Here is a 16,822-nt window from a genome sequence, read left to right as displayed (position 1 = left end):
AGATTCGGCGCATAAACCGTCCCGGTCAGGATTGCCGAGTCGGCCGGGCCGGTGTCGAAGGAGTAGCGAATGGCTGATGACGAAGACCGCGCCGACGGCGGCGGCGACGCCATCCGTGTTGGCCCTCCGCCGCGCCAGGGCCGCCGCCTCTCGGACAAGATCCTGGTCGCCTTCCATCAGGCCTGCGACCAGGGCGATTTCGAGGTCGCGGAGCAGCTGCTTCGCGTGCTGGAAATGATGCTGACTCGGCGCCCCGTGTCGCCGGATATCAACCGTCGTCGCAATATAGAGACACTGGTCGCCGCCCATGAGCGGCTGTGGCACCTCCGGCATCCCGAGGCGGCCGCGGAGCAGTAGCGGCTTCGCGCGGAGGAAACTTGCGCCTTCCGCCCCTCAACCCCCTCCATGCCTTTGAAGCGGCGGCCCGCCACGGCAGCTTCACCCGCGCCGCGGAGGAACTGCAGGTCACGCAATCCGCAGTCAGCCGCCAGGTGGCGGTGCTGGAAGGCTTCCTCCGCAAGCGCCTCTTCCGGCGCGACCGCCACGGCATCAGCCTGACGGCGGAGGGCCGCGCCTATCACGCGGAAATCTCGCCGGCCTTCCTGCGCATCGCGGGTGCCACGCAGCGGCTGCTCGCGGCCGCCGATCACCGACCGATCCGCCTTCGCTCCTACAGCACCTTCGCCACGCGCTGGCTGCTGCCGCGCTTGCCCCGCTTCCACGAGGCCCATCCGGGCACCGAGGTGGTGCTGAGCACCGGCATCGCGCCCATCGACTTCAGCCGCGAGGATGTGGACGTCGCGATCCAGTTCGGGGCCGGCAACTGGCCGGGGCTTGGCGAGCGCCGGCTCATCGCCGACGTCATCCAGCCCGTCTGCAGTCCGAAGTTGTTGCGCCGCCGCAGCGCGCCCCGCGCCATCGCCGACCTCGCGCGCTGCACGCTGCTGCACACGAAGTACCGCCGCAACGACTGGCAGGACTGGCTCAGCGCCGCCGGCGGGCCCGACATCGCGGCCGGCGGCATGGTGCTGCCGGGCTCGGTGCTGGCCTATCAGGCGGCGATGGAGGGGCTCGGCATCGCCATGGGCCAGCTGCCGCTGCTGCGGCAGGAGATCGCCTCGGGCGTCCTGGTGCCGCTCTTCGAGCCGCTGGCGCGCCCCCTCGCCCATTACGCGGTCTGGCCCGCCCGTCAGCCGCCCGACCATCGGCTGCGCGCCTTCCTCGACTGGCTGGAGCGCGAGGCGGCCGAAGGCTGACATTCCCTTTTGGAATGACATCCTTCGCATAAGGAAGTTGCCTCGGCCCCCTCCCGCTGCCAGGGAGGGGCAGGAGGAATTCTCATGACCGAAGCCGGCCCGTCCGAGGTGCGCGTGGAGACCGACGGCCACGTCGCCACGGTTTGGCTCTGCCGCCCGCCCAACAACTTCATCGACCTAGCGCTGACCGCGCAGATCGCCGATGCGCTGGAGGCCCTGGACGCCGACCCGGCCTGCCGCGCCGTGGTCCTCGCTGGCGAGGGCAAGCATTTCTGCGCGGGCGCCGATTTCTCCCAGCGCGACCGCAAGGCGGGCGACGCCAATGCTTCCGGCCGGACCATCTATACCGAGGGCGCGCGCCTGCTGCGGACGAAGAAGCCCATCGTGGCCGCCGTCCAGGGCGCCGCGGTGGGCGCCGGCCTCGGCCTCGCGGTCGTCGCGGATTTCCGCGTCGCCTGTGCCGAGGCCCGCTTCAGCGCGAACTTCACCCGGCTCGGCTATCATCCCGGCTTCGGCCTGACCGCCTCCCTGCCCCGGCTGATCGGCGCGCAGAAGACGGCGCTGCTCTTCTATACGGGCCGCCGCTTCACGGGCGAGGAGGCGCTGGCCATGGGCCTCGCCGACCAGCTCGTTCCGCAGGATCAGGTGCTGTCCGCCGCCCATGCGCTGGCGGCCGAGATCGCCGGCAGCGCGCCGCTCGCCATCACCGCCACGCGCGCCACGCTGCGCGACGGGCTGGCCGAAGCCTATGAGCGCGCGACGGCGCATGAGCTCGCCCAGCAGACCTGGCTGCGCGAGACCAATGACTTCAAGGAAGGCGTGAAGGCCATGGCCGAGCGCCGCAACCCGAACTTCTCCGGGACCTGATGACCGATCTTTCCCAGGCGCTCTTCGCGCCGCGCGGCGTAGCACTGGTCGGCGCCTCCGCCGATCCGGCGAAGAATAATTCCCGCGCCCAGCGGCTGCTGCTGCGCGAGGGCTTCAAGGGCCGCATCGTCCCGGTGAATCCGGGCCGCAGCGAGGTCATGGGCCTGCCCGCCGTCGCCGATATCCGCGAGGCGGGCGACGCGATCGACCATGCCTTCATCATGGTGCCCTCCTCCGCGGTGCTGAAGGCCGTCGAAGGCTGCTGCGAGATCGGCGTGAAGGTCGCCACCATCTTCAGCGCGGGCTTCGCCGAGGCAGGGGAGGAAGGAGCGGTCCTGCAGCGCCGGATCGTCGAGACGGCGCGGGCCGGCGGGCTGCGGCTGGTCGGGCCCAACTGCCTCGGCCTGCTCAGCGTGCCGGACCGGCTCGCGCTCACGCTGAACGTCGCGATCGAGGCTGAGGAGCTGAAGCCCGGCTGGCTTGGCATGGTGTCGCAGAGCGGCAGCATGATGGGCGCGCTCTTCTCCCGCGCGGCCGCGCGCGGGCTCGGCTTCTCGCGCATGGTCTCGGTCGGCAACGAATGCGACCTCGGCGTCGGCGAGCTGACCGAGCTGCTGGTCGAGGACCCCGAGACGCGGATGGTCCTGCTCTTCCTCGAGACCTTCCGCGATGCCGACCGCCTGGCCGCCGCCGCCCGCCGCGCCCATGAACTCGGCAAGCCCATCATCGCCTACAAGCTTGGTCGTTCGGAGCTGGGCCGCCGCCTCGCCCTCTCACATACCGGCGCCATGGTGGGCGGCGACGAACTGGCATCTGCCTTCTTCCGCGACCACGGCATCTTGCGCGTCGAGACGCTGGAGGCGCTGGTGGAGCTGCCGCGCCTCATCCTCGGCCACCGGCCGCCGCGCGGGCGCCGCCTCTCCGCCCTCACCGCCACGGGCGGCGGCGCGGCGATGGTGATCGACCGCCTCGGCCTGATGGGCGACGAGCTGCTGCCCCCGCCCGAGGACATGCGCGCGCGCCTCGCCGAAAAGACCATCGAGGTCTCCGACGCGCCGCTGATCGACCTGCCCATGGGCATGTCGGGCCCCGAGCGCTTCAGCCTCGTGCTGCGTGAACTCGTGGCGTCGGACCACAGCGATGCGGTGGTGGCCGTGCTCGGCTCCGGCGCGCGCACCGATGCCGCGCGCGCGATCGCGCATATCGCGCCCGCCCTGCCCTCGCCCCGGCCGTTGGCCGTCTTCGCCGCGCCCCAGGCCGACGAGACGCTGCGCCGGATGGACGAGGCCGGCATCGCCGCCTTCCGCACGCCGGAATCCTGCGCCGACGCGGTCCACACCTACCTTTCCTGGCGCGCCCCTCGTGATCTGGGCGCGGATCTCACGCCGGGCGAGACGGACGCCGCCGCCCGAAAGCTGGCCGACGCCCCGCCGGGCGCGCTCAACGAGCTGGAAGCCTGCGCGGTCTTCGCGACCCTCGGCATCGAGCCGCCGGGCGCCGCCGTGGTCGCCACCCCCGACGAGGTGGGCGACTTCGCCGGCCCCGTGGCGGTGAAGCTCCTTTCGCCCGACATCCTGCACAAGACGGATGCGGGCCTCGTGCGCCTCAATATCGAGGGCCGGGACGCCATCCGCGCCACCGTGGCCGAGCTTCTCGCCAAGGCGCGCGAGGGCTTTCCGCAGGCGCGGATCGACGGCGTGCTGGTGGCGCCGATGCATCGCGGCCTGCAGGAAGTCATCCTTGGCTATCGCGAGGATGCCGAGGTCGGCCCCATCATCCTGCTCGGCATGGGCGGCGTGATGGCCGAGCTGAAGCGCAGCTTCTCCGTGCGCCTCGCGCCCGTGGGCCTCGACGAGGCACGGGCCATGATTGCCGAGCTGCCGGAATTGAAGCTGATCCAGGGCTTCCGCGGCCTGCCGCGTGGCGACGTGGACGCCCTGGCGCGCGCCATCCGCTCGCTCTCGCTGCTGGCCACGCTCCCCGGCCGCCCCGTCCAGGAGGCCGAGATCAACCCCCTCATCATCCGGGCCGAGGGCCAGGGCGCCGTTGCCGTCGACGGGCTCCTGGTGCCGCGCTGACGTCATTTTCGTTTGATCGCGGGATGTGCCTCGGCTCATCCCGCTCTGGAGGAAACCACCCATGGCGCTGATCGAGATCCCCGAAGAGCACCGCATGCTCCAGGAGCTGGTGCGCAAGTTCGTCGACCGCGAGCTCATGCCGCTGGAGCCCGCCGTCCTGGCGCGCGAGGCGGAGGGCGGCGCGCTCAGCCTCACGCCCGAGGAGGAAGAACCGCTCCACGCCCGCTGCAAGGAGCTGGGCCTCTGGGGCCTCGACGTGCCGGAAGACCTGGGCGGCGCGAATATGCCGAGCTCGGCGCTCATCCTCGTGCAGGAGGAGCTGGGCCGCACCTGCACGCCCTTCCTCTTCCCGCCCGACAGCCCGAACCTGCACATGATGCTGGCGGTCGCCGACGACTATCAGCGCGAGCACTACCTCGCCCCCTATGCGGCGGGCGAGAAGAAGTCCTGCATTGCCATCTCCGAGCCTGGCGCCGGCGGCGACCCGGCCGGCATGCTGACCAAGGCCGTGCAGGATGGCGACGACTGGGTGATCAACGGCCGCAAGATCTGGGTGAGCCGCGTGCCGGCTTCGGACTTCCTGATCGTCATGGCGCGCACCAGCCCCGGCAAGCGCGCGGACGGCGTGACGGCCTTCCTCGTCGACAAGGGCACGCCCGGCTTCCTCATCGAGCGGCAGATCAAGATGATCGGCGGCCGCCGCACCTACGAGCTGGTCTTCGAGGATTGCCGCGTTCCCAACCGCAACGTGCTGGGCCAGGTGGGCCAGGGCTACGAGCCCATGCAGCTGCGCCTGAACGTGCGCCGGCTGGAGCTCGGCGCGCGCTGCATCGGCATCTCCGAGCGCGCGCTGCAGATGATGTGCGTGCAGGTGAAACAGCGCAGCACCTTCGGCGTGCCGCTCTCCGAGCGGCAGGCGATCCAGTGGTGGATCGCCGATGCCGCCACCAAGATCCACGCCTGCCGGCTGATGGTGCAGGCGGGGGCCGCGACGCTGGATGCCGGCGGCGACGTGCGCAACGAGGCCTCGATGATCAAGGTCTTCGCCACCGAGATGGCGACCGAGATCGTGGACCACGCCATGCAGGCCTTCGGCGCCATGGGCATGACGCGCGAGCTGCCGCTGCAGCTGATGGCGCAGCAGGTGCGCGTGATGCGGATCTACGAAGGCCCCTCCGAGGTGCATCGCATGGCGATCGCCCGCCGCACCCTCAAGCAGTACAACTGATCCGGCGGAATCTGGAATGACCTTCTCCCGCCGTTTTCTGCCCGCCCTGGGCGCGGGGCTCTGCGCCGCGCCCGCGGTGCACGCCCAGCCGCGCTTTCCCAACCGGCCCATCCGCATGATCATCCCCTTCGCCCCCGGCGGCGGGACGGATCTGCAGATGCGCGCGCTCTGCCACGCCGCCTCCCAGCATCTGGGCCAGCCCATCGTGATCGAGAACCGCTCGGGCTCCAGCGCCATCCTCGGCGCCATCGCGCTGGCGAATGACCGCGCGGCGGATGGGCATCTGCTGAGCCAGATGCCTTCCAACGTGTTCAGCTACCCGCTGACCACGCGCAACCCGCCCTATGACCCGCTGCGCGACTTCAGCTGGATCATCCAGATCACCGGCTATGTCTTCGGCATCGCCGTACGGTCGGATAGCCCGTTCCAGACGCTGGCCGAGCTGATCGAATTCGCGCGCACCCATCCCGGCGAGGTCAGCTACGCGACCACGAGCGTCGGCGGCGTGCCGCACCTCACGACGGAGCGCATCGCCGAGCATTTCGGCGTGCAGCTCACCAATATCCCCTTCCGGGGCGGCACCGAATCACCCACCGCCGTCCTCAGCGGCACCGTGACGGCCATGTCCGGCAGCGGCTGGGCGGAGTTCGTTCGCCAGGGTCAGATGCGCGCGCTCTGCGTCTGGGCCGCGCAACGCCTCCCGGCCTTCCCCGAGGTGCCGACGCTGAAGGAGCTCGGCGTGGATATCGTGCAGACCGGCGCCTATGGCTTCGCCGCGCCGAAGGGCGTGCCTGCCCCGATCATCGCCACGCTGCACGACGCCTTCCGCCGGGCCCTGACGGATCCCGCGCATCTGGCCGTGCTCGCGGCGGCCGACATGGACGTCGAGTATCTCGGGCCCGAGGATTATGCCGCGAGCGTCGAGCGCACCGTTGCGCTCAACCGCTCGGTGCTGGGCCGGCTGGGCCTGCTGGCCCAGTAGGACCCGACGCCGCCGCCGGGGCGCCCTCCCGTCAGGGAAGCGCCCTGGCCGCCTCCAGCACCTGGGCGGCATGCTCGCCCGGCTTCACCTTGCGCCAGATCGCCGCGACCTTGCCGTTCCTGTCGACCAGGAAGCTCGAGCGCTCGAAGCCCATGTACTTCCGGCCCATGAACTGCTTCTCGACCCAGGTGCCATAGGCTTCGGCCAGCTGGTGCTCGGGATCGCTCGCGAGCGGGAAGGTCAGGTCGTACTTCTTCGCGAACTTCTCGATCGCCGGCATGGCGTCGGGGCTGACGCCGATGACGGTGAGGCCCGTCTTGCCTAGGGCCGGCAGGGCCTCCTGGATGCCGCAGGCCTGGGTCGTGCAGCCCGGCGTGCTCGCCTTCGGATAGAAGTAGAGCAGGTAGGGCTCGCCCTTCAGCGAGGCCGAGCTGACCGTCCGCCCGCCGGAGGCGGCGAGCGTGAAGCCCGGCGCCTCCTCACCGAGGGCGGGCCCGCCCGCCCCGCTCATGGGGCCAGCAGCCGCTTCAGCTTGCGCACGGCGCTGTCGGGCGTCGAGAAGACCGGCAGGCCGGTCGCCCCGGCGACCATCGACGCCACATGCGCCAGGCTGAACTGGCCGAGCGCGATGGCGTCGCAGCCCTTGAGCTTCAGCGAGGCCTCCGTGGCCAGGCGGTCATGCGTCGCGACGTCGCCGGCATCGAGCGCGGCCAGCGCGCCCTCGGCGAGGCAGGGCACGACCTCGATGCCTGCCGGGAATTCCGGCGTCATGGAGGGGATGGTGCCCTGGAAGGTAACCAGCAGGCCGACCTTCTTCGCGCCCGAGGCCACGATCTCCTCGATCATCGCCTCGTTGGGCTTGAGCACGGGCATCGGCGCGTGGTCGGCCGCGACGGCCTCGATGCAGGGGCCGAAGGCCGAGCAGGTGAAGAGGATGGCGTCGGCGCCCGTGCCCTTGGCGTAGTTGCCCAGGGTACGGAAGCGCTCGGTCATCTCCGGCGTCAGCTTCCCCTGGCGGGCGAGGTCGGCCGAGAGGCTGTCGTCCATCAGATTCATCAGCGTGTTGCCCGGCCAGAGGCGCGCGAAGGCGGCCTCGATCGGCGGCGGGGAATGACGCAGGGCGTGGATCAGCGTGATGCGGGCCATCGGATCAGCCCTTGCACCGGCGCAGCGGCCCGGGGAAGTCGCCGCAATTGGGGAAGACCACCTCGTCCTCGCCGCGGCGCTCGACGCGCAGGATGTCGGGATTGCCGTCGCAGCCGAAGCCGGTCTCGGGGATCGCGCCACGGCCGGGCAGCGGCACGAAGCGGAACTCGAGGCCATTGGGGGCGACGGCCACCGTCTCGATCGCGCGCTGGCGGAAGGCCACGTCCAAGCTGGAGACGCGCATCACGATGTCGCGCGTCACGATGACGGAGACGTTGCCGAAGCAGGCCGGCCCTTCCGTCTCGGTCACGGGGAAGATGCCGCCGGTCCAGGCGCCGAACATCCACTCATGCGGAGGTCCCTGGCGGGTCTGGGCACGCACGAGGGCCGGGGTGGCGAGCAGGCCCGACACGAGGGGAAGCAGCGAACGTCGGCGCAGCATGGGAGCTCCTGGCAACAACATCCCTCTTTGTAGCCCGACATGCGGCCCGCGTCAGGCCCGACATCGCGGCCGGCCGGCGGTGCCCTCGGCGGTCAGGCCGCCATGTCCGGATAGGCCTCGGCGATCATCTCCTCGGCCAGGAGATCGAAGGCCCACCGCCAGGCGGCGCGCAGCGGCGGCAGGAACTCCTCGGCGAGGCATTCCTCCAGCATCCAGTCCAGCGCCTCGCGCAAGGCGGGGTAGTGCTCGGGCCGCAGACCCCTCGCCGCATGCCGGCGCGCCAGGTCCCTCGCCACGGGCAGCAGGCGGTCGGGCCGGTCGAGCATGGCGGTCGCATAGCCGAGGGCGGCGATGAAGCGCGCGCCCTGCGCCCGCATATCCTCCCGCTCCAGCGCCGTGCGCGTGGCGGGCTCAATCCGGAACAGCCGCCCGAAGAACAGGACCGCCGCCGGCCGCGCCAGGGCCGCCACCTTCTGGAAGCTCTCGCGCACCAGCCGCAGATTCGTCTCGTCCATCGCCCTCCTCCATGGAGCGGGCCGATCCTGCCCCGGGGTGCGTCGCAGGAGATCGCCGCGGGACGGGACGGATTGTCGCGTCCGTTGCGCGCACGGGCCGCAGGTTGCGCCTGCCCTGGGGGCCGTCTAATCGGTCGCCGGATGCCCCTTCACGTCGGAGATTTCGACTTCGTCCTGCCGGACGCGTCGATCGCCCAGGAACCCGTCCGTCCGCGCGACGCGGCGCGCCTGCTCGTCGTGCGCGGCGAGGCGCTGGAGGATCGCGGCGTGCGGGACCTCCCCTCGCTGCTCCAGCCCGGCGACGTCATGGTGGTCAACGACACGCGCGTGATCCCGGCCCGCCTGCGCGCGCGGCGGGGCGAGGCGCGGATCGAGGTCATGCTCAACCGCGCCGAGGGCGACGGCAGCTGGCACGCCCTCATCCGCAACGCGCGCCGCCTGCGCGTCGGCGACGAAATTTCCATCGAGGGCGCCGAGCTTACCGCCCGGGTGCTGGAGAAGTTCGAGGGCGGCAGCGCGCGGCTGCATTTCGGCGACGACCCCGCCCGCCTCATGGCCGCGCTGGAGCAGGCAGGCGAGATTCCCCTGCCCCCCTACATCACGCGCGAGGCCGGCCCCCGCGGCGAGGACCGCGCCGACTACCAGACCGTCTTCGCCGCGCGACCCGGCGCCGTCGCCGCGCCCACCGCCAGCCTGCACTTCACGCCCGAGCTGCTCGCGGCGCTGGAGGCGCGCGGCGTGCAGCGCGCCACGGTGACGCTGCATGTCGGCGCCGGCACCTTCCTGCCGGTGCGCGAGGAGGATCCGAGCCGCCACGTCATGCATCACGAATGGGGCGAGCTCGGCGCCGAAGCGGCAGCCACCATCAATGCGGCGCGCGCCGAGGGCCGGCGCATCCTGTGCTGCGGCACCACGGCGCTGAGGCTGCTGGAGACCGCCGCGCGCGGCGTGGAAGACCGCCGCGCGCCGATTCCGCTGTTTTCCGGCCTCACCGACATCTACATCCTGCCAGGCTTTCCCTTCCGGGCCGCCGACCTGCTGATGACCAACTTCCACCTGCCGCGCTCCACCCTGCTCATGCTCGTCTCCGCCTTCGCGGGAACGCGGCGGATGCGGCGCGCCTATGCCCATGCCCTGGCCGAGGACTACCGCTTCTTCTCCTATGGCGACGCCTCGCTGCTGTTTCGTGAGGAGGCGGATCTCGCCCCATGACGCTCGAATGGAAACTCCAGCAGACCGACGGGCGCGCCCGGGCCGGCACGCTGCATACGGCGCACGGCACGGTGCCCACGCCGGTCTTCATGCCCGTCGGCACCGCCGGCACGGTGAAGGCCATGACCGCCGACGCCGTGCGCTCGACCGGCGCGCGGATGGTGCTGGGCAATACCTATCACCTCATGCTGCGGCCCGGGGCCGAGCGCGTCGCGCGCCTGGGCGGGCTGCACCGCCTCATGGACTGGAAAGGCCCGATTCTGACGGATTCCGGCGGTTTCCAGGTGATGAGCCTCTCCGGACTGCGGAAGATGGACGAGGACGGCGTCACCTTCCAATCGCATGTGGATGGCTCCAAGCACCGCCTCACGCCCGAGCGCAGCGTGGAGATCCAGCGCCTGCTCGGTGCCGACGTCACCATGTGCTTCGACGAATGCACGCCCTTCCCCGCCACGCATGAGGAGGCGGCCAAGTCCATGCGCCTTTCCATGCGCTGGGCCGCGCGCTGCCGCACCTGCTTCGAGCCGCGCGACGGCCACGGGCTCTTCGGCATCGTGCAGGGCAGCACCTTCGAGGACCTTCGCGCCGAGAGCTCCGCGGCGCTGACCGGCATCGGCTTCGAAGGCTATGCCATTGGCGGCCTGGCCGTCGGCGAGGGGCAGGAGGCCATGTTCTCCACCCTCGACTTCACCGTGCCCATGCTGCCCGCGAGCCATCCGCGCTACCTCATGGGCGTGGGCAAGCCCTCGGACCTGCTGGGCGCCGTGCGCCGCGGCGTCGACATGTTCGACTGCGTGATCCCCACGCGCTCCGGCCGGATGGGCCGTGCCTATACCGCGCGCGGCCAGATCAACCTGCGCAACGCCAGGCACGCCGAGGACGACCGGCCGCTGGATCCCGATTGCGGCTGCCCCGCCTGCCGCAAGCACAGCCGCGCCTATCTGCATCACCTGCTGAAATGCGACGAGATGCTCGGCCCGATCCTGCTGACCTGGCACAATATCCAGTACTATCAGGACCTGATGGCGCGGATGCGCGACGCCATCCTCGAAGGCCGCTTCGAGGCCGAGGCCGCATTGATCGAGGCCGGATGGGCCGCAGGAGACGAGGCATGACGACGCAGACCGAAACCGGCGCCCTCACGCAGCTGGGTGCCCATACGCCCCTGCCCGCCTCGCCGGACCAGGCCGTGCTGGAGCGCGTGCCCAACCCGCATGCCGAGCTCGCCTATTGCATCCGCTTCGCCGCACCCGAATTCACCTCGCTCTGCCCGCTGACCGGCCAGCCGGACTTCGCACATCTCGTGATCGACTACGTGCCGGGCGCCTGGATCGTGGAGAGCAAGAGCCTCAAGCTCTTCCTCGGCAGCTTCCGCAACCACGGCTCCTTCCACGAGGCCTGCACGCTGGACATCGCGCGGCGGCTGGTCACGCTGCTGGACCCGGCCTGGCTGCGCATCGGCGGCTACTGGTACCCGCGCGGCGGCATTCCGATCGACGTCTTCTACCAGACCGGGACGCCGCCCGAAGGCGTGTGGATCCCGCCGCAGGACGTGCCGGGCTACCGCGGCCGGGGTTGAGCCGGCCAGCCCCACGGCTGGCCATGAAAGCAGGGAAGTGAGCGAATGGGACGTGTCCTGGTCACCGGGGCCGCCGGCTTCATCGGCGCGCATGTCAGCCAAGCCTTGCTCGCCCGCGGGGAGGAGGTCGTCGGTCTCGACAACCTCAACCCCTATTACGACCCCGCGCTGAAGGAAGCGCGGCTCCAGGCCCTCACCGGCCAGGCGGCGCCCGGCGCCTTCGAGTTCCATCGCCTCGACCTAGCCGATACGGAGGGCGTCCTCGGTCTGATGGCGGCCCGGCCGGATATCGATCGCGTAGTGCATCTCGGCGCCCAGGCGGGCGTGCGATGGTCGCTCGAGGCGCCCTTCGCCTATACCTCGGCCAACGTCACCGGCCATCTCTCGATCCTGGAAGGCGTGCGGCGCAGCGAGGGGCGGATCGGCCACACGGTCTATGCCTCGACCAGCTCGGTCTACGGCTCGCGCCAGGATGGCCAGCCCTTCCGCGAGACCGACCGCGCCGAGCGTCCCGCCTCGCTCTACGCCGCGACCAAGCTGGCGGGCGAGATGATGAGCAAGTCCTACACGGACCTCTATGGCCTGCCGCAGACGGGGCTGCGCTTCTTCACGGTCTATGGCCCCTGGGGCCGGCCGGACATGGCCTATTGGCTTTTCACCGACGCGATGCTGAAGGGCCAGCCCATCAAGCTCTTCAACGAGGGCCGGATGATGCGCGACTTCACCTATGTGGACGACATCGTGACCGGCATCCTCGCCGCGCTGGACCACGCGCCCGCCGCCGGCACTCACCGGACCTACAACATCGGCAACAGCCGGCCGGAACAGCTGCTGGACATGGTCGCCTTCCTCGAGGAGGCGCTGGGCGTGAAAGCGGAGCGCGTGCTGCTGCCGATGCAGCCGGGCGACGTGCCGGGCACCTTCGCGGATGTCTCGGCGATGAAGCGCGATTTCGGATGGGAGCCGGTGACGGATCTGCGAACCGGGCTCGGCCGCTTCGTCGCCTGGTGGCGACGCTACTTCGGATAGGCGGGCGGCGAGGGGGAAAGCCCCCTCGCCTTTTCGATCAATACGCCGCCGAGAGGCTGAAGATCACCGTCCGGCCGGCCGAGGGATTGGCGCGGGTGCCGAAGAGGCTGTCGTAGTTCAGCTCGTTCGTCAGGTTGTAGCCGTTGACCGCCACGCGCCACTGCCGCCGCTCGCCGAAGCTGTGCGAGAGCATGGCATCGAGCGAGAAGTTCGACGGCACCGAGGCGGTGTTGTCGGCGTTCAGATAGGCCATCGAGCGCCAGGTCACGCCGCCGCCCACCGTCAGCTGGTAGGGCGTGTCGCGGAAGGCCTCGTAGGTCGACCAGACCGACGCCGCGTGGCGCGGCACGTACTGCACGCGACGGCCGAGATTGGCCGCGGTCGCGGAGCGCGTCGTCTCACTGTCCATGTAGGTGTAGTTGGCGCTCAGATTCCAGTCGCGCGTGAGCTGGCCGGTCACGCCGAGCTCGATGCCCTGGTTGCGCTGCGAGTCACCCGACTGGGTGGTCGCGCCCGAGACCGGATCGGTGACATAGGCACCCTCCTTCTCGATGCGGAAGAGCGAGCCGTAGAGGCCGAGGCGGTTGTTCATCAGGCTGAACTTGGCGCCGAGCTCGAAGATCCGGTTGCGCTCCGGGTCGAGGGATTGCGTGGCCGCGGTCAGGCCGGCCGGGAAGGTCGTGATGAAGGAGCCGGCCGGCGTCGTCGAGGAAGCATAGGAGAAGTAGTAGGTCTGCGAGGGCGTCGGCTCCCAGACCAGGCTGGCGCGCGGATCGACGAAGGTCTGGTTGGCGCCGAGGGCGGTGGTCGCCACGCCGTTGCCGTAGGTCTTGTAGCTGAGGTCGTAGTTGCTGACGCGCAGGCCGCCGATGACGGAGATCTCCGGCGTGAACCACATACGGTCGGTCACGAAGCCGCCCAGGTGGCGCTGCTGCGTCTCGCGAACATTGGCGCCGCTGCCGGCGAGGATGCGGTAGAGCGCGTTCGACCGGGTCGGGCTCACCAGGCTGTTGGAGCGCGTGGCGCTGTAGGCGTAGCCGGTGCGCTCGTCATGCTGGAACCAGGCGTCGAAGCCGAGCGTGGCCTCGTGGCGGAAAGGCCCGGTGTGGAAGCGCGCGACCGCCGTCGTCAGGTTCTGGACGCCCCAGGTCTCCTGGTGGAAGGGCGAGACGCCGCCGGAGTAGGCGACGCGCGCCCGGCCCGGGTTCGGGCCGAAGAACAGGCTGGTGCAGGTCGCATCGCAGGTCGGCGGCGAGGCGGCGAAGTCGCGGGTCGCGAAGCCCACGCGCGTGTCGTTGTGCAGGGTCAGCCAGTCGGCGAATTCGTGGCGCAGCCGGGCGGTGACGCGGTCCACCGTGGTGTTGTCGCGGTCGGAGCTGATGCCGTACCAGTTGCCGCGGCGCAGGCCGTATTCCGTGGCCGGGCGGCTGACGCTCTGGCCCGGCGCGCGCACGACCGGCACGCCGTAGTCGGGCGTGCGGCGATCCTCGAAGTGCATGTAGTCGACGGTCAGCGTCGTGGGCGTGCCCAGGCCGAAGGCGATCGAGGGCGCGATGCCCCAGCGGCCGGAATCCACCTGGTCGCGGCCGGCGACGCGGTTGTAGTGGCCCATCAGGTTGAGGCGGACGGCCGTCGTGTCGTTGAGGCGGCGGTTCACATCGACATTGCCGCGCACGAAGGAATCGGTGCCGCCCGAGATCGTGCCGCTAATGGAATTGCCGAGGAACGGTGTGCGGGTCTGGATGTTGATCGCGCCGCCGATCGTCTGCTGCCCGAAGGTCGTGGCCGAGGGGCCCTTCAGGACGGACACGCTGTCGAAGTTGAAGGCGTCACGCGTGTAGGAGCCGAAGTCGCGCATACCGTCGACGTAGACGTCGTTCTGCGCCGAGAAGCCGCGGATGCGGAACTGGTCGCCCGCGACGCCGCCATTGCCCTCGCCGATCGAGGAGGTGATGCCCGGCACGTTGCGCAGCGCCTGGTCGAGCGTGGTCACGCCCTGCTGCTCCAGCACCTCGCGCGGGATGGTGTTGATGACCTGCGGCGTGTCCTGGACGGTGCCCGGCAGGCGGGAGATGCCCGTGGGGCGCTGCAGGGTATTGGCAGGATCGACGCGGCTTTGCACATCCACGGTGGGCAGCGTCAGCGCGGCCGGCGCCTCCACGACCGGGGCCACAGCGGCCTGCGCATGCGCCTGCTCGTGAAAAGCGGTCGTGAGGACCACGGCGAGGCTTGCGGTGAAGGCAGCTTGCGAGACTGAATTGTGCAAGGTGGCGCGTCGCGACATATCGAACCCTTCGGATGTTGCGAACGCCTATTAGTTTCACTCTCATGTCGCGACAACGCGGATGAGGGATTTGCTACCCGAGTTAGTGATGTTTGCAGCGCCCACGTGACATTTTAGCAACGCCATGGCCATGGTATTTTCCGAGGCCTTTGAAGGAGATGAGACGATTTTCCAGGCGCCCCCCATTCCCCCGGGAATCCTCACCGTCACCGATTACGAGGCCTTCGCACGGGAGCGGATGGGCGAGAACGCCTGGGCCTATATCTCCACGGGCACGGCGGACGAGCTGACGCTGCGCGCCAATCGGGAGGCCTTCGACCGCCTTCGCCTGGAGGGCCGCGTCCTCGCCGAGATGAGCGGGGCCCATACCCGGCTCAGCCTCTTCGGCGACGAATACGAGCATCCCTTCCTGCTGGCGCCGGTGGCCTTCCACCGCCTGGTCCATCCGGACGGCGAACTGGCCACGGCCTTCGGCGCCAGCGCGATCCGCGCCGGCATGGTCGTGAGCACGCAGGCCAGCGTCACGCTGGAACAGGTGGCCCGCCAGGCGACCTCCCCGCTCTGGTTCCAGCTCTACATGCAGCACGACCGTGCCTTCACCGCCGTGCTGGCACGCCGCGCGGAAGAGGCCGGCTACCGTGCCCTGGTGGTGACCGTCGATGCGCCGGTGACGCTCCGCAACCGCGAGCAGCGCGCGGGTTTCCGCCTGCCGGCCGGCATTGAGGCGGCGAATCTCCGCGGCCTCACGCCCCCGCCGCCGCCGCGCGCCGAGCCGCATGAGAGCGAGGTTTTCCGCGGGCTCCTGGCCGGCGCCGCCACCTGGAAGGACATCGCCTGGCTGCGCACCGTCACGCGGCTGCCGATCGTGCTGAAGGGAATCATGTCGCCGGCGGATGCCGCGCGCGCCGTCGCCGAAGGCCTGGACGGGCTGATCGTCTCAAACCACGGCGGCCGCGCGCTGGACACGGCGCCCGCCAGCATCGAGGCGCTCCCCCGGGTCGCCGAGGCGGTGGCCGGGCGCATCCCGGTCCTGATGGATGGCGGCATCCGACGCGGCAGCGACGCGCTCAAGGCGCTCGCCCTGGGCGCGAAGGCCGTGCTCATCGGCCGCCCCTACATTTACGGCCTCGCGGTGGGCGGCCCGGTCGGGATCGCCCATGTCGTGAAGATCCTGCGCACCGAGCTCGAGATCGCGATGACCCTCACCGGCTGCCCGACCCTGGACGCGATCGATCGCTCCATCATCTGGGAGCGGTCTCAAACCGGCTGATCACGGTCGTGGTGTGATCAGCCGGCCAGTGTATCCAGCCTAGTGCTGATGGCCCTGTGCCGGGCCGCGCGCGCCGGCCGCCTGCACGGTGAGGTTCACCGTCACTTGGCCCGCGCGCTCGAAGCGAAGGCTGAGCGGGATCACCTGCCCCACCTCGAGCGACCGCGTCAGCCCCAGCAGCATCATGTGGAATCCGCCGGGCGCCAGCGCGACGCTGCCGCCGGCCGGGATCTCGATCGTCTCGACTGGGCGCATGCGCATCACGTCGCCCTCCCGCAGGCTGGTATGCAGCTCGACACGCGAGGCGGCGGGGCTGCTCGCCGCGACGAGACGATCCGGCTCGGTGCCGGTATTGCGGATCGTCACGAAGCCGGCGCCCTGCCGCCCCTGCCCCGCCGCGCGGGTCCAGCCATTCTCCAGCGACAGCGTGGCGGCGGTGACCGCCGGCGTCTGCGGGGCCGCGTGGCCCTGCGTCGGAGCGGCAGCCTGGGCGAGGCGCAGCAGCGGCGCGGGGAAGCGCGGCCGCGCCTCGCCCTCGCCCGCCACCTGCGTCCAGGCGGCGACGGTCTCGCCGCAGCGCTGGGTCACCGGGAAGGCCACGGCCTCGCCGCCGCGGGCGGGGGTGCGGACCAGCATGACGAATTCGTCGTAGCGGTCATCGGCCAGCGGGCCGCCGCGCCAGGCGATCGAGGCGCCGGGCTCGACCGCGATCTCCCAGCCGGGCTTGGCCATGGGCCGCGCGACGGTCGTGCCCTCGGGCAACGCGACCTCGATGGCGGTCGTCGCCGCGCCGCCGCAGCCGTGGCCGACGCGGAAGGCCAGCCGCGTGTAGCTGGCGGGCGAGGCCTCGGTCGGATCGATCGTGACATGCGCCATGGCCGGCGAGGCCGTGGCGAGGAGGAGCGCGAGAAGCTTTTTCATCGGGAGAGTCCTT

The 16,822-nt window shown here is 70.6% G+C and carries 17 protein-coding genes; 11 read left to right on the top strand and 6 right to left on the bottom strand.

Annotated elements, in window-relative coordinates:
* Positions 1–69 precede the first annotated feature (69 nt).
* From KHU32_RS10045 to KHU32_RS10020, 6 genes are all read left to right on the top strand, one after another.
* A complete protein-coding gene (locus KHU32_RS10045) occupies positions 70–357 on the top strand; it encodes a hypothetical protein (protein WP_213669968.1) in 288 nt (95 codons plus the stop codon).
* A 20-nt stretch (positions 358–377) separates the two neighbouring features.
* Positions 378–1,256 (top strand): transcriptional regulator GcvA, encoded by an 879-nt coding sequence (gene gcvA, locus KHU32_RS10040; protein WP_213669967.1) that lies wholly within the window; start codon positions 378–380, stop codon positions 1,254–1,256.
* Positions 1,257–1,340: 84 nt separating this feature from the next.
* The gene (locus KHU32_RS10035) at positions 1,341–2,123 is read left to right on the top strand and encodes an enoyl-CoA hydratase/isomerase family protein (RefSeq protein ID WP_213669966.1); all 783 of its coding nucleotides are present in this window, start codon (positions 1,341–1,343) and stop codon (positions 2,121–2,123) included.
* Complete coding sequence (locus KHU32_RS10030) at positions 2,123–4,201, top strand: acetate--CoA ligase family protein (protein WP_213669965.1); 2,079 nt, start codon at positions 2,123–2,125, stop codon at positions 4,199–4,201. Before KHU32_RS10035 ends, KHU32_RS10030 begins: the two co-directional genes overlap by 1 nt.
* A gap of 61 nt (positions 4,202–4,262) precedes the next feature.
* Complete coding sequence (locus KHU32_RS10025) at positions 4,263–5,429, top strand: acyl-CoA dehydrogenase family protein (protein WP_213669964.1); 1,167 nt, start codon at positions 4,263–4,265, stop codon at positions 5,427–5,429.
* A gap of 16 nt (positions 5,430–5,445) precedes the next feature.
* Positions 5,446–6,411: a Bug family tripartite tricarboxylate transporter substrate binding protein gene (locus tag KHU32_RS10020; RefSeq protein WP_213669963.1), complete on the top strand. Its 966-nt coding sequence runs from the start codon at positions 5,446–5,448 to the stop codon at positions 6,409–6,411.
* 31 nt (positions 6,412–6,442) lie between these two features.
* Here the strand turns inward: KHU32_RS10020 and bcp are convergent, their stop codons facing one another.
* The 4 genes from bcp to KHU32_RS10000 form a co-directional block, all read right to left on the bottom strand.
* A complete protein-coding gene (gene bcp / locus KHU32_RS10015) occupies positions 6,443–6,922 on the bottom strand; it encodes a thioredoxin-dependent thiol peroxidase (protein ID WP_213669962.1) in 480 nt (159 codons plus the stop codon).
* Positions 6,919–7,557, bottom strand: coding sequence for an aspartate/glutamate racemase family protein (locus KHU32_RS10010; protein ID WP_213669961.1), 639 nt, complete (start codon positions 7,555–7,557; stop codon positions 6,919–6,921). The genes bcp and KHU32_RS10010 overlap by 4 nt, the downstream gene beginning before the upstream one ends.
* A gap of 4 nt (positions 7,558–7,561) precedes the next feature.
* The gene (locus KHU32_RS10005) at positions 7,562–7,999 is read right to left on the bottom strand and encodes a hypothetical protein (RefSeq protein ID WP_213669960.1); all 438 of its coding nucleotides are present in this window, start codon (positions 7,997–7,999) and stop codon (positions 7,562–7,564) included.
* Positions 8,000–8,091: 92 nt separating this feature from the next.
* Positions 8,092–8,514: a globin domain-containing protein gene (locus KHU32_RS10000; protein ID WP_213669959.1), complete on the bottom strand. Its 423-nt coding sequence runs from the start codon at positions 8,512–8,514 to the stop codon at positions 8,092–8,094.
* Positions 8,515–8,655: 141 nt separating this feature from the next.
* Between KHU32_RS10000 and queA the strand changes: the two genes are divergently transcribed.
* From queA to KHU32_RS09980, 4 genes are read left to right on the top strand one after another with little or no spacing between them, the layout of a single operon-like run.
* Positions 8,656–9,726 (top strand): tRNA preQ1(34) S-adenosylmethionine ribosyltransferase-isomerase QueA, encoded by a 1,071-nt coding sequence (queA, locus tag KHU32_RS09995; protein ID WP_213669958.1) that lies wholly within the window; start codon positions 8,656–8,658, stop codon positions 9,724–9,726.
* Positions 9,723–10,841, top strand: coding sequence for a tRNA guanosine(34) transglycosylase Tgt (tgt, locus tag KHU32_RS09990; RefSeq protein ID WP_213669957.1), 1,119 nt, complete (start codon positions 9,723–9,725; stop codon positions 10,839–10,841). Before queA ends, tgt begins: the two co-directional genes overlap by 4 nt.
* Complete coding sequence (gene queF, locus KHU32_RS09985) at positions 10,838–11,305, top strand: preQ(1) synthase (protein WP_213669956.1); 468 nt, start codon at positions 10,838–10,840, stop codon at positions 11,303–11,305. Before tgt ends, queF begins: the two co-directional genes overlap by 4 nt.
* 45 nt (positions 11,306–11,350) lie before the next feature.
* The gene (locus KHU32_RS09980; RefSeq protein WP_213669955.1) at positions 11,351–12,334 is read left to right on the top strand and encodes an NAD-dependent epimerase/dehydratase family protein; all 984 of its coding nucleotides are present in this window, start codon (positions 11,351–11,353) and stop codon (positions 12,332–12,334) included.
* Between the two features lie 37 nt (positions 12,335–12,371).
* Here KHU32_RS09980 and KHU32_RS09975 read toward each other — a convergent pair whose 3' ends face one another.
* The gene (locus KHU32_RS09975; protein WP_213669954.1) at positions 12,372–14,618 is read right to left on the bottom strand and encodes a TonB-dependent receptor; all 2,247 of its coding nucleotides are present in this window, start codon (positions 14,616–14,618) and stop codon (positions 12,372–12,374) included.
* 130 nt (positions 14,619–14,748) lie between these two features.
* On the opposite strand from KHU32_RS09975, the gene KHU32_RS09970 reads away from it, so the two are divergent.
* On the top strand, positions 14,749–15,888 hold the full coding sequence (locus KHU32_RS09970) for an alpha-hydroxy acid oxidase (protein ID WP_213669953.1): 1,140 nt from the start codon (positions 14,749–14,751) through the stop codon (positions 15,886–15,888).
* Between the two features lie 39 nt (positions 15,889–15,927).
* On the opposite strand, the gene KHU32_RS09965 is transcribed toward KHU32_RS09970, so the two are convergent.
* Positions 15,928–16,809: a copper chaperone PCu(A)C gene (locus tag KHU32_RS09965; RefSeq protein WP_213669952.1), complete on the bottom strand. Its 882-nt coding sequence runs from the start codon at positions 16,807–16,809 to the stop codon at positions 15,928–15,930.
* Positions 16,810–16,822: the final 13 nt, after the last annotated feature.

It is taken from the genome of Roseococcus pinisoli (assembly GCF_018413645.1).
GTDB classification, from domain to species: Bacteria; Pseudomonadota; Alphaproteobacteria; order Acetobacterales; family Acetobacteraceae; genus Roseococcus; species Roseococcus pinisoli.
This window is presented reverse-complemented; position numbering and strand designations above follow the sequence as displayed.

Bases quoted from the DNA above. Each gene is read 5' to 3' on its own strand.
- queF (WP_213669956.1), top strand. From the start codon at position 10,838: ATGACGACGCAGACCGAAACCGGCGCCCTCACGCAGCTGGGTGCCCAT.
- bcp (WP_213669962.1), bottom strand. From the start codon at position 6,922: ATGAGCGGGGCGGGCGGGCCCGCCCTCGGTGAGGAGGCGCCGGGCTTC.
- KHU32_RS10020 (WP_213669963.1), top strand. From the start codon at position 5,446: ATGACCTTCTCCCGCCGTTTTCTGCCCGCCCTGGGCGCGGGGCTCTGC.
- KHU32_RS10035 (WP_213669966.1), top strand. From the start codon at position 1,341: ATGACCGAAGCCGGCCCGTCCGAGGTGCGCGTGGAGACCGACGGCCAC.
- KHU32_RS10045 (WP_213669968.1), top strand. From the start codon at position 70: ATGGCTGATGACGAAGACCGCGCCGACGGCGGCGGCGACGCCATCCGT.
- KHU32_RS10000 (WP_213669959.1), bottom strand. From the start codon at position 8,514: ATGGACGAGACGAATCTGCGGCTGGTGCGCGAGAGCTTCCAGAAGGTG.
- KHU32_RS09980 (WP_213669955.1), top strand. From the start codon at position 11,351: ATGGGACGTGTCCTGGTCACCGGGGCCGCCGGCTTCATCGGCGCGCAT.
- KHU32_RS10010 (WP_213669961.1), bottom strand. From the start codon at position 7,557: ATGGCCCGCATCACGCTGATCCACGCCCTGCGTCATTCCCCGCCGCCG.
- KHU32_RS10030 (WP_213669965.1), top strand. From the start codon at position 2,123: ATGACCGATCTTTCCCAGGCGCTCTTCGCGCCGCGCGGCGTAGCACTG.
- KHU32_RS09965 (WP_213669952.1), bottom strand. From the start codon at position 16,809: ATGAAAAAGCTTCTCGCGCTCCTCCTCGCCACGGCCTCGCCGGCCATG.
- KHU32_RS10005 (WP_213669960.1), bottom strand. From the start codon at position 7,999: ATGCTGCGCCGACGTTCGCTGCTTCCCCTCGTGTCGGGCCTGCTCGCC.
- tgt (WP_213669957.1), top strand. From the start codon at position 9,723: ATGACGCTCGAATGGAAACTCCAGCAGACCGACGGGCGCGCCCGGGCC.
- KHU32_RS10025 (WP_213669964.1), top strand. From the start codon at position 4,263: ATGGCGCTGATCGAGATCCCCGAAGAGCACCGCATGCTCCAGGAGCTG.
- queA (WP_213669958.1), top strand. From the start codon at position 8,656: ATGCCCCTTCACGTCGGAGATTTCGACTTCGTCCTGCCGGACGCGTCG.
- KHU32_RS09975 (WP_213669954.1), bottom strand. From the start codon at position 14,618: ATGTCGCGACGCGCCACCTTGCACAATTCAGTCTCGCAAGCTGCCTTC.
- KHU32_RS09970 (WP_213669953.1), top strand. From the start codon at position 14,749: ATGGTATTTTCCGAGGCCTTTGAAGGAGATGAGACGATTTTCCAGGCG.